The following is an 11,574-nucleotide window of genomic DNA, read 5'->3' as shown; positions in this document are numbered from 1 at the left end:
CGGCCCAGATTGCCGACGACGATGACTTTATTGACGGATGCCATGAGGTGTTCTCCTGATCTATCTTCAGAGTTTAACTGGCTGGGCTGCCGGCGCACCAGCATCGCCCGAAACGGCCGCGGCCTGGCGGCCGGGCGCTTTCATGGGCCAGGCCACCACCAGCCAGAGGAGCATCAGGCCGGCGCACACCATGAAAAGCCCGCCAGGACCTTGCGTTTTGGTGAGCCAGCCCCCAATGGCCCCACCGGCAAAAAAACCAAGAGACTGCAAGGTGTTGTAGACCCCGAGCGCAGCCCCGCGCGAATGGGCCGGCGCCAAGCGGGAAGCCAGGCTGGGCTGGGTGGCTTCGAGCACATTGAAACCGCAGAAAAACAGAAACAGCAGGCCCGCCAGTACGCCCAGGCTGTGCGGAGCCGGGAACGGCGATGAAGCCGACACCCACAGCAGCCCCAGCTGAACGATCCCAATCAGGCCCATGGCGCCCAGAAATACGGCGCGCAGGTAGCCGCGTCGCTCCAGTGGAAACAGCGTGCCGCCCATCACCAGGAAGGACGCCAGCACCGCCGGCAGGTAAACCTGCCAGTGGCTGGCCTTGTCCAGCCCGGCTCCCACCAGCAGCGCCGGAACCGCCATCCACATGGCCAGTTGCACCGCATGCAGCACGAACACGCCGAAGTCCAGCCGCAATAGCGCCGGATTCTGCAGAACTTCCAGCACACTGCCGCGCGGGCGGTTGGCGTGTTGCGCCGGCTCGGGCGGCACCCACCAGATGACCACCGCGATTCCGGCCAGCGCCAGCGTACCGGTTAGCGCGAACAGGCCGTGCAAGCCGATATGGCTGGCCAGCAGCGGCGCCATCACCAGGGAAAGCGCGAACATCAGCGCGATGCCGCCGCCCACCAGCGCCATGGCTTTGGTGCGCACCTCGTCACGCGTGGAATCGGCCAGCAGCGCGGTCACCGCGGCCGAAATAGCGCCGGCGCCCTGCAACGACCGGCCGGCTATGAGCCAGTTCAGATCGGGCGCCCACGCCGCGATGAAGCTGCCCAACGCAAACATGAACAGCCCGAAAACGATCACGCGTTTGCGTCCCCACCAGTCCGAAGCGATCCCGAAGGGGATTTGCAGGATGCCTTGCGTCAGGCCGTAAATGCCCATGGCCAGGCCCACCCGGGCCGGATCATCTCCTCCGGGGTATTTGGCCGCCTCCAGCGCAAACACCGGAAGCACCAAAAAGAGGCCCAGCATGCGAAGCGCAAAAATCGACGCCAGCGAAGCGCTGGCGCGCCGCTCGGAGGCGGTCATGGGGAATGACAAAGGGGTGGAAGGCGCAGTCAAGGGATAAAGAAGGCGAAAAATGCGGAAAACGGTCTGAAATAGGGCAAAAACTCGATTGACCCGGCAATTGCCCTTGAAGCGGACAAGCCCCGCCGACTTGGCCGCTCAACCGGCTATTGTGCTTGAAACAGTGCTTCGGTCTATGATGGAGAGTTTTGCGGCTGGCACATCTTGAACTCTCCTGACGACAGCAAATACCTCAAGCCCGATGTCCTGCCCGATGAGGCGATTCGTGCAGCGAAGGGCCGCCCCGAGCAAGCGACGGCCCCCTCGGGGGGCAGCGTATTACACGAAGTGAAAAGCGTGGGGGCTTTTCCCTCCCAGCGGATTAGCATTCGCGGGGCGCGCACGCACAACCTCAAAAACATCGACCTCGATATTCCGCGCAACCAGCTGGTGGTGATTACCGGGTTGAGCGGGTCGGGCAAGTCGTCACTGGCCTTTGACACGCTGTACGCCGAAGGCCAGCGCCGCTACGTGGAAAGCCTCTCCACTTACGCGCGGCAATTCCTGCAGCTCATGGACAAACCCGACGTCGACATGATCGAGGGCCTGTCGCCCGCGATCTCCATCGAGCAGAAGGCGACCTCGCACAACCCGCGCTCCACCGTCGGCACCGTCACCGAAATCCACGACTACCTGCGCCTGCTGTTCGCACGCGCCGGCACCCCCTATTGCCCCAACCACGACCTGCCGCTGCAGGCACAGAGCGTAAGCGAGATGGTCGACACGGTGCTGGCGCTGCCTGAAGACACCAAGCTGATGATCCTGGCGCCGGTGGCGCGCGACCGCAAGGGCGAGTTCGTGGACGTCTTCGCCGAGATGCAGTCGCAGGGCTATGTGCGCTTTCGCGTCGACGGCACGGCCTATGAATACGACGACCTGCCCAAGCTCAAGAAAACCGAGAAACACAACATCGACGTGGTGATCGACCGCATCAAGGTGCGCTCTGACCTGCAACAACGCCTCGCCGAGAGCTTTGAAGCTGCGCTGCGCCTGGCCGACGGAAAGGCGATCGCGATGGAAATGGACACCGCCAAAGAGCACCTCTTCAGCGCGAAATTTTCCTGCCCCGTCTGCGACTATTCACTGAGCGAAATGGAGCCGCGGCTCTTTTCCTTCAATTCACCCGTCGGCGCCTGCCCCACCTGCGACGGCCTGGGTCACATGGAGTTTTTTGACCCGGCACGTGTGGTGGCTTTCCCCTCGTTGAGTCTGGCCAGCGGCGCCGTCAAGGGCTGGGACCGCCGCAATGGCTATTACTTCTCAATGCTCGAGAGCTTGGCAAAGCATTACAAGTTCGACATCGACGCCGCGTTTGAAGACCTGCCCGACAACGTGCGGCAAGTCGTCCTGTATGGCTCGGGCGAAGAGGAAATCAAGTTCAGCTACGTGATGGACTCGGGTAATTTTGCCGGCAAAAAGATCAGCAAGAAGCACCCGTTCGAGGGCGTCATCACGAACTTTGAGCGGCGTTACCGCGAGACCGATTCTGCAGCCGTGCGCGAAGAACTGGCGCGCTACCGCAGCGTGCAGCCCTGCCCTGACTGCGAAGGCACGCGCCTGCGCACAGAGGCACGCCATGTGTACCTGGTCAGCGCACCCGAGGAAGGCCAGGACGCCTCGGCACACGGAAAGCGCAAGGCGATTTACGAAATCAGCCGTTCAACGCTGCGCGAGAGTTTTGCGTACTTCAACGGCCTCACCATGCAGGGCGCCAAAGCCGAGATTGCTTCCAAGGTCGTGCGTGAAATCGGCCTGCGCCTGAAGTTTCTCAATGACGTGGGCCTGAACTACCTGAGCCTGGACCGCAGCGCCGAGACGCTGTCGGGCGGCGAGTCGCAGCGCATCCGCCTGGCCTCGCAAATCGGTTCGGGCCTGACCGGTGTGATGTATGTGCTCGACGAGCCCAGCATCGGCCTGCATCAGCGCGACAACGACCGCCTGATCGGCACGCTCAAGCATTTGCGAGACATCGGCAACAGCGTGCTGGTGGTGGAGCACGACGAAGACATGATCCGCGCCGCCGACCACGTGATTGACATGGGACCGGGCGCCGGTATTCATGGCGGCCGTGTCATGGCCCAAGGCACATTTGAAGAGGTCAAGAACAACCCCGACTCACTAACGGGCCAGTACCTGGCGCAGACGCTGAAGATCGCCGTGCCCAAGCACCGCACGCCCTGGCTGCCCACAGTGAAGGCCGTGGAAGCCGCGGAAAAGAAAAAAGTCTCGCGCTTCCCGCAAAGCCCGGCTGCCGAGCGCCGCGCCGCGCGCGAGGCCGTTCACCAGGCCACGCTGGGCGACATGCAGGCCCTGCGCGTCATTAACGCCACCGGTCACAACCTCAAGGGTGTGAGCGTCGAGTTTCCGGTGGGCCTGCTGACCTGCGTGACCGGCGTCTCGGGCTCGGGCAAATCGACGCTGGTCAACGACACGCTGTACGCCGCCGTGGCGCGCACCTTGTACCGCGCCCACGAGGAACCGGCACCGCACGAAGCCATCGAAGGCATTGAACATTTCGACAAAGTCATCAATGTGGATCAGTCGCCGATCGGCCGTACGCCGCGCAGCAACCCGGCCACCTACACCGGGCTCTTCACACCCATTCGCGAGTTGATGGCCGAGATGAACACCGCGCGCGAGCGCGGCTACGGCGCGGGGCGTTTCAGCTTCAACGTCGCCGGAGGCCGCTGCGAAGCCTGCCAGGGCGACGGTGTGGTCAAGGTCGAAATGCACTTTTTGCCTGACGTGTATGTCCCCTGCGACGTCTGCAAAGGCATGCGCTACAACCGCGAAACACTCGAGGTGCAGTACAAGGGCAAGAACATCGCACAGATTCTGGACTTGACGGTCGAAGTGGCCGCCGAGTTCTTCAAGGCCGTGCCCACCATTGCGCGCAAGCTGCATACCCTGCTCGATGTGGGCCTCTCCTACATCAAGCTGGGCCAAGCCGCGACCACGCTCTCGGGCGGTGAAGCCCAGCGGGTCAAGCTCGCACTGGAGCTCAGCAAACGCGACACCGGCCGCACGCTCTACATCCTTGACGAACCGACCACCGGCCTGCATTTCGCCGACATCGACCTGCTGCTCAAGGTCTTGCATCAGCTGCGTGACGCCGGCAACACGATTGTGGTGATCGAACACAACCTCGACGTCATCAAGACAGCCGACTGGCTGGTCGACATGGGGCCAGAGGGTGGCGCGGGCGGCGGCACGGTGGTGGGAGTCGGCACCCCCGAAGACATCGCCGCCAACCCGGCCAGCCACACCGGCCGTTACCTCGCGCGTCTGCTCTGACGCGTTTCGCCGGGCAGCCCGTCGCGGCGCCCGGCACGTTTGCTTCCTTCTTAGTGGATGGTGGTTTGAACAGCCCTTCTTTTTTCACCCAGCGCAAGGTCGTTTTCCTGCTGGCCTCGCTGTGCTGTCTGCTTTGGGGCAGCGCCTATCCGGCCATCAAGAACGGCTACGCGTTGTTTCACATCGCCGCGAACGACATTCCTTCCAAGCTGGTGTTTGCCGGCTGGCGTTTTGCATTTGCCGGACTGGTGCTGCTGGTGTTTGCGGGCTTGAGCAAGAAGCCCGTGTTCCAGCTGGACCTCCGCACCTTCGGACAGGTGACGCTGGTGGGGCTCACACAGACCAGCCTTCAGTACCTGTTCTTCTACGTCGGACTGGCTTACGCCACCGGCGTCAAGAGTTCCATCATGAATGCCACCGGCACGTTCTTCAGCGTGCTGCTGGCGCACTACATCTACAAGAACGACCGGCTCAGCTTCAACAAGGTGCTGGGTTGTGTGGTCGGCTTTGCCGGCGTGATGGTGGTGAACTTCAGCGAAGGGCTGCTGACGTTTGACTTCACGCTGCTCGGTGAGGGCTCTGTGGTGATCGCGGCGTTTGTATTGTCGGCTGCCAGCATCTACGGCAAGAAGGTGTCGCAGCACCTGGACTCGGTGGTGTTGACCGGCTGGCAACTCACCATCGGAGGTGTCGCCTTGCTGCTGGCAGGCTACGCCGCCGGCGGCACGCTGTCGGGCTTTACGATGAAGTCCACCCTGCTGATGGTTTACCTGGTGGTGCTGTCGTCGGCGGCGTTTTCGCTGTGGACGATCTTGCTGAAGTACAACCGGGTCAGCATGATCACGGTGTTCAATTTCATGGTGCCGATTTTTGGAACCTTGCTGTCGGCGATGTTCCTGGACGAACGTTTTCTGGAGTGGAAAAACGGCCTGGCCCTGTTACTCGTTTGCTACGGGATCTGGCTGGTGACGAAAGAAGAGAAGAAGGCTACGGGCTGAGACTGGGCACTGCGAGCGCCCCGCCAGGCCCTCGGGTACTCAAACCCCGCCCGCCAGCAAAGCCGCATTTCCCCCTGCAGCGGTCGTGTTCACCGTCACGGTCTGCTCGGCGCAGAAGCGGTACAGGTAGTGCGGCCCGCCCGCCTTGGGTCCTGTTCCGGACAAGCCTTCCCCGCCAAACGGCTGCACGCCGACCACCGCGCCGATCATGTTGCGGTTCACGTAGATGTTGCCCACATGGGCGCTGGCGGCCAGCGCCTGGGCGCGCGAGTCGATGCGGGTCTGGATACCGAGCGTGAGGCCGTAACCCAGCCCATTGATCTGTGCAATCACGGCTTCCGGCGTGGCCAGTTCCCCGCTGCCCCAGCGAACGATCTGCAGCACGGGGCCGAAGATTTCGTCTTTCACTTCGGCCAGGTTGCGCACCTCAAAGGCAGTGGGAGGAATGATATTTGCTATCGAATCAGGAGCCGCTTGCGCTTGTTCTGTATGGGCTACAAGCACTTTTGATGTTGAACCGAGGCGCTGGAGGTGCTTCTGGATGTTGTCAAAGGCTTCGCGGTCGATCACCGGGCCGACATCCGTCGCCAGCTCGGCGGTCTCGCCCACCACCAGCTCCGCTGCGGCGCCCTTGATCATCTCGATCACGTGGTCGGCGATGCCTTCGTGCACGCACAGCAGCCGCAGCGCCGAGCAGCGCTGGCCGGCGGAGCGAAACGCGCTTTGCACCACGGCGTCGACCACCTGCTCGGGCAGCGCCGTGCTGTCGACCAGCATGGCGTTGATGCCGCCGGTTTCGGCGATCAGCGGGACGATGGGACCGTCTTTGGCGGCCAGCGCGCGGTTGATGATCTTGGCGACCTGGGTGGAACCGGTGAACACCACGCCGGCCACGCCGGGAGCGGCCACCAGCGCAGCGCCCACGGTGTCGCCCGGGCCGTGCGCCAGTTGCAGCGCGCCTTCAGGCACGCCGGCCTCATGCAGCAGCTTCACGGCTTCCCACGCCACGCCCGGTGCTTGCTCGGCGGGCTTGGCCATCACGGCGTTGCCGGTGGCCAGCGCGGCGGCAACCTGGCCGGTGAAGATGGCCAGCGGAAAATTCCACGGGCTGATGCACACCCAGACACCGCGCGCCGACAGGCGCAACTCGTTCGTCTCGCCCGTCGGGCCGGGCAGCGCCACCGGCTGCATGATGCGCTCGGCTTCATTGGCGTAATAGCGCAAGAAGTCCACCGCCTCGCGCACTTCCGACACGGCATCACCCCAGGTTTTGAAGGCCTCCTTCACCAGCAGTGCGCAGAACTTCGGCATCTGCTGCTCCATCGCATCGGCGGCGCGGCGCAAGATGGCGGCGCGATCGCCCACCGCAACTTTGCTCCACTTTTGATAGCTGCTTGCGCCCGTCCCTACTGCCCTGCAGGCCGATTTGGCATCAAACTCCGGCACCACCGGCACAGAGGTCACCGCCAGCGCAGCCAGCAGCGGCGCGCGCATGCTCTGCACCGTGAGGTCCAGCCCCAGGCTGTTGGGCCGGCCGGGGCCGTAGAGCGCAGGCGGCAGCGGCAACGACGATTCGGGCTCCAGGCGCAGCGGCGAGGTCAGCAGCTCGCCCATGCCGACCGACTCGTCGGCAAGCTGATGCACAAAGGAGGAGTTGGCGCCGTTCTCGAGCAGGCGGCGCACCAAGTAAGCCAGCAGGTCGCGGTGCGCGCCCACGGGCGCGTACACGCGGCAGCTGATCAACGGGTTCTTCAGCACCTCGCGGAACACGCCTTCACCCATGCCGTGCAGGCGCTGCAGCTCGAATTGGGTCCGCACCGCGGGTTCCGCCGACAGGCCGCCCTTAGGCGGAACAGCCCCCTCGGGGGGCAGCGCAGTACGCGAAGCGACAAGCGTGGGGGCCAGTACCCGCGACGCCATCTGCAAGATCGCGGCGATGGTGGCGGCGTTGTGGCCGGCAAACTGCGGATAGATCGCATCGGGCGCGGCCAGCAGCGCCTGTGCGCACGCCAGATAGGACACATCGGTGTGGTGCTTGTGCGTGAACACCGGGTAGTGCGGCAGACCCATCTCCTGCGCGCGCTTGATCTCCGAATCCCAGTACGCGCCCTTGACCAGGCGGCACATCAGGCGCAATTTGTATTTACGGCCGATGGCGGCGATGTGGCCAATCAGCTCCAGCGCGCGGGTCTGGTAGGCCTGCATGGCCAGGCCAAAGCCCTGCCACTGCGGGTAATGCTGGGCTACCAGGGCGGCCAGCGCTTCAAACACGTCAAGCGACAACTCCAGCCTGTCGACCTCTTCGGCGTCAATGGTGAGGTTGATGTTGGCCTTGGCCGACAGCTCGCACAGCCCCCACACGCGCGGCACCAGCTCGGTCATCACGCGCTCGCGCTGGGCGTCTTCGTAGCGCGGGTGCAACGCGCTGAGCTTGATGGATATACCGTCATTTTGCTCCGTAGCGCCCGTTGGGAGAGCGCCGACAGCTATTGATTTGATAGCATTTGTGTAACTGGCCAGGTAGCGCAGCGCATCGGCGTCAGTTCGCGCGCCCTCACCCAGCATGTCATAGCTGAAACGCAGGTTGGGGATTTTTTTACGTGCGTCGTCAGCTTCACCCATCGCATCGCCAATCGTCTGGCCCAGCACAAACTGCCGTCCCAGCAGTTGCACCGCACGCAAGGTGGCGGCCACCACGGTGCGTGCGCCCAGCTTGCTCATGATGTTGGGCCCTGAATCCGTACGTCCTGAGCCTGTCGAAGGATCGGGCAGGAATTTCTTGGACATCGCGATGGCCGAGGCCGACAGGCGCGCCATCACGCCGTCACCGGCGCTGTCGAAATCGGCGCGGCCGAGCTGGTCGGCGGTCAGGGCAATCGCGGTTTCAGCGTCGGGCACGCGCAGCAGGGCTTCGGCCAGCCGCATCAGCGCGAGGCCCTCGGCGCTGGAGATCGGGTACTCCTTGAGCAGGCTTTCCATGGCCCAGAAAGGCGGCGGGTTGTCTCGCACCGCCTGCACCCAGGGCTGGGCGGAGTACGCCGCCGCGGCCCAGTCGAGCGCGCCCGCCAGGCCCTGCAGGTGGCCGGCCACGATGTCGGCTTCGGGGCGATAGGGGAAAGGCAGGCGCGGGCTGGCGGCGGGCAGGGGCATCAGGGACTCCATGGAGGGTTTCACGGTGACAAATTCGGTGACAAACGCAGTGAAAAAGGCGGTGGGAAGCACGATACTCAGTTCAATGCATCGATGTTCTCTGGATTAATGCTGAATTTCCCGCTAAATTTAGCAAATTCACCGAACAACTCACTACCCATGTTTGAAGCATCACCAGAAATTGACCGCATTGACCTGAAAATCCTGAATGTTCTGCAGCAGGACGGGCGAATCTCAAACCTCAAGCTCGCTGAAAGCGTGGCCCTGTCACCCACTGCCGTCCTGGCCCGGGTTCAGCGGCTGACTCGGGACGGCTACATCCTGGGTTATGAAGCCCTGCTGAACCCGCTCAAGCTGGGCGCGGGAATGATGGTGTTTGTCGAGGTGCTGCTGGACCGCACCACGCCCAATGTGTTTGAGGCCTTCAAGGCCGCAGTGCAGGTACACCACGAAATCACCGAGTGCCACATGGTGGCGGGCGGCTTTGACTACCTGCTCAAGACCCGCATGGCCGACATGGCGGCCTACCGCTCGTTTGCCGGCACCGTGCTCTGGCAACTGCCGGGCGTGCGCGAAACCCGCACCTACGCGGTGATGGAAGAGGTCAAAAACACCACCCGGCTGGCGCTGGGGGTGTAGCGGCGGCAGGGGATCCGCGCAGAAAAATGCGGAAATCACTCCCCTTGTATGGGTCTTTTTCACAAATTCGGCCTTTAAACCGTCTACCCGGGGGCTAACGGTGTTGCCAAGACAGCGGCCTTCGCTTACCTTGAAGACCTAAGAAATGATTTGCATAGGCAGGTCGTAGCCAGACAACATCGGCTCATTGAGCTGGGAGGATCCAGGATGAACTTCAAGCCATGGTTCTTGTGCAGCGCAATGCTGCTGGCCTTTTCCGCCCATGTCGCCCACGCCGCAGAGGTCGGCGTCACCGATGCCGAAATTCGCGTCGGGCAGTTCGCCGCCCAGACCGGCCCCGCGGCCGAGCTGGGCAAGCGCATGGAGCTGGGCATATTGGCGCACTTCAATTCAGTCAATGCCACAGGCGGCATCAGCGGCCGCATGCTCAAACTGATCTCTCGCGACGACGGCTATGAACCCGAAAAAGCCGCGGCTGCCGTGAAGGCGCTGATCGAAGAAGACAAGGTGTTCGCGCTGATCGGCTCGGTCGGCACGCCCACCACGCTGGCGGCGGTGCCGGCCATCAACGCGGCGGGCATCCCGCTGATCGGGCCGTTCACCGGGGCGCAGGCGTTGCGCGAACCCTTCAACCGCAACCTGTTCCACGTGCGCGCCAGCTACTTCGACGAAACCGAGCGCATCGTGCAACACCTGAGCACGGTCGGCATCACCAAAATCGCCATCTTTTACCAAAACGATTCGTACGGCAAAGCAGGACTCGAAGGCGTCATGCGGGCCCTGACCAAGCGCAACCTCAAGCCGACGGCCAGCGTGACCGTCGAGCGCAACAGCGTAGACGTTGCCGCTCCGCTGGCGGAAATCCTCAAGGCCGCGCCCGAAGCGGTCATTCAGATCAGCGCCTACAAATCCTGCGCGGCGCTGATCAAGCAGGCGCGGACCAAGGCCTATGGCGGGCAGTTCTTCAACGTGAGTTTCGTCGGCTCCAAGGCACTGGCCGAAGAACTGGGCGACGCCGGGGCCGGCGTGACGATTTCGCAAGTCATGCCTTTCCCGTACACCCCGTCATCGGCCATCGTGCGCGAATACCAGCAGCGCATGACAGAAGCCGGCCACAAGGACTTTGACTTCTCCAGCATGGAGGGCTTCCTGGCGGCGAGGGTGTTCACCGAGGGCCTGCGCCGTGCCGGCAAGAATTTGACCCGCGAAAGCCTGATGACGGCGCTGGAGTCGATACGCGACCACAACATGGGCGGTTTCACCGTGAACTACGGGCCCAAGAACCACGAAGGCTCGCGCTTCACCGACCTGACCATCATCGGCCGCGGCGGGAAGTTCATGCGTTGAAGCGGCACCCTGCAATCTGCGCCAGGCACAAGCTGCCCGGGACTTGCCAGGCGGCGCGACCTGGCAATAATGCGATTTCAACCTTGACCCCTCCATTGACCCCCTACGAGGAATGCCCATGAAACTCACTGCCCCTTTGCTTGCCGCCGTCACCCTGGCCCTGTCCACCGGCGCCCTCGCGCAAACCACCAAGCCGGGCTTGTGGGAAGTTACCAACAAAATGCAGTCCAGCTCCGGCGAAATGGAAAAAGCCATGGCCAGCATGGAGAAGCAGCTGGCCGGCATGTCGCCTGAGCAGCGCAAGCAGATGCAAGAGATGATGGGCAAGCAGGGCATGTCCATGGGACCCAGCGCCGGTGGCGGCATGAGCATGAAGATGTGCGTCACCAAGGAAATGGCCGAACGCAACGAGCTGCCGCAGCAGCAACAGGGCGCCTGCAAGACCACCCAGTCACCGCGCAGCGGCAACACCATGAAGATTTCTTATGTCTGCACCCAGCCGCCCTCCAGCGGCGAAGGCGTGATGACCTTCAACGGCGACACCGCCTACACCATGAAGATGAACACCACGACGACAGTCAAAGGCAAGCCCGAGAAGATCACCATGGACGCCACAGGCAAATGGTTGTCATCGGACTGCGGCACCGTCAAACCAAAGAGGTAGAGCCCCCACGGTCGCTCACTTCGTGTAGCTCCCTGCCCCCCGAGGGGGCCGCCCGCCTGCAGTCCGGCAAAGCCGGCCCTGCGGCTCATGCTGGGGTGAAGATTCAGGACGTATGCAGGAGCTATTTAACCAGTGGGG

At 63.1% G+C, this 11,574-nt stretch carries 7 protein-coding genes; 5 read left to right on the top strand and 2 right to left on the bottom strand.

Annotated elements, in window-relative coordinates; all coding sequences use genetic code 11:
- Positions 1-66 precede the first annotated feature (66 nt).
- On the bottom strand, positions 67-1,305 hold the full coding sequence (locus ABI546_RS20435; protein ID WP_348049658.1) for an MFS transporter: 1,239 nt from the start codon (positions 1,303-1,305) through the stop codon (positions 67-69).
- A 327-nt stretch (positions 1,306-1,632) separates the two neighbouring features.
- Here ABI546_RS20435 and uvrA point away from each other — a divergent pair, with 327 nt between their 5' ends.
- Positions 1,633-4,638: an excinuclease ABC subunit UvrA gene (uvrA, locus tag ABI546_RS20430; protein WP_348049665.1), complete on the top strand. Its 3,006-nt coding sequence runs from the start codon at positions 1,633-1,635 to the stop codon at positions 4,636-4,638.
- A gap of 65 nt (positions 4,639-4,703) precedes the next feature.
- Positions 4,704-5,636: a DMT family transporter gene (locus ABI546_RS20425; protein WP_348049657.1), complete on the top strand. Its 933-nt coding sequence runs from the start codon at positions 4,704-4,706 to the stop codon at positions 5,634-5,636.
- A gap of 39 nt (positions 5,637-5,675) precedes the next feature.
- Here ABI546_RS20425 and ABI546_RS20420 read toward each other — a convergent pair whose 3' ends face one another.
- Complete coding sequence (locus ABI546_RS20420) at positions 5,676-8,786, bottom strand: L-glutamate gamma-semialdehyde dehydrogenase (RefSeq protein ID WP_348049663.1); 3,111 nt, start codon at positions 8,784-8,786, stop codon at positions 5,676-5,678.
- A 159-nt stretch (positions 8,787-8,945) separates the two neighbouring features.
- Here ABI546_RS20420 and ABI546_RS20415 point away from each other — a divergent pair, with 159 nt between their 5' ends.
- From ABI546_RS20415 to ABI546_RS20405, 3 genes are all read left to right on the top strand, one after another.
- A complete protein-coding gene (locus tag ABI546_RS20415; protein ID WP_092130297.1) occupies positions 8,946-9,425 on the top strand; it encodes an Lrp/AsnC ligand binding domain-containing protein in 480 nt (159 codons plus the stop codon).
- 207 nt (positions 9,426-9,632) lie between these two features.
- Positions 9,633-10,772: an ABC transporter substrate-binding protein gene (locus ABI546_RS20410; RefSeq protein ID WP_348049656.1), complete on the top strand. Its 1,140-nt coding sequence runs from the start codon at positions 9,633-9,635 to the stop codon at positions 10,770-10,772.
- A 118-nt stretch (positions 10,773-10,890) separates the two neighbouring features.
- Positions 10,891-11,436, top strand: coding sequence for a DUF3617 domain-containing protein (locus tag ABI546_RS20405; protein ID WP_348049654.1), 546 nt, complete (start codon positions 10,891-10,893; stop codon positions 11,434-11,436).
- The last annotated feature ends 138 nt before the right edge of the window (positions 11,437-11,574 follow it).

It is taken from the genome of Polaromonas sp. (assembly GCF_039932935.1).
Classification (GTDB): domain Bacteria; phylum Pseudomonadota; class Gammaproteobacteria; order Burkholderiales; family Burkholderiaceae_C; genus Polaromonas.
This window is presented reverse-complemented; position numbering and strand designations above follow the sequence as displayed.

What these genes read in the sequence shown, in the direction of transcription:
- ABI546_RS20435 (WP_348049658.1), bottom strand. Translation starts at nt 1,305, where the DNA reads ATGACCGCCTCCGAGCGGCGCGCCAGCGCTTCGCTGGCGTCGATTTTT.
- ABI546_RS20420 (WP_348049663.1), bottom strand. Translation starts at nt 8,786, where the DNA reads ATGCCCCTGCCCGCCGCCAGCCCGCGCCTGCCTTTCCCCTATCGCCCC.
- ABI546_RS20415 (WP_092130297.1), top strand. Translation starts at nt 8,946, where the DNA reads ATGTTTGAAGCATCACCAGAAATTGACCGCATTGACCTGAAAATCCTG.
- ABI546_RS20410 (WP_348049656.1), top strand. Translation starts at nt 9,633, where the DNA reads ATGAACTTCAAGCCATGGTTCTTGTGCAGCGCAATGCTGCTGGCCTTT.
- ABI546_RS20405 (WP_348049654.1), top strand. Translation starts at nt 10,891, where the DNA reads ATGAAACTCACTGCCCCTTTGCTTGCCGCCGTCACCCTGGCCCTGTCC.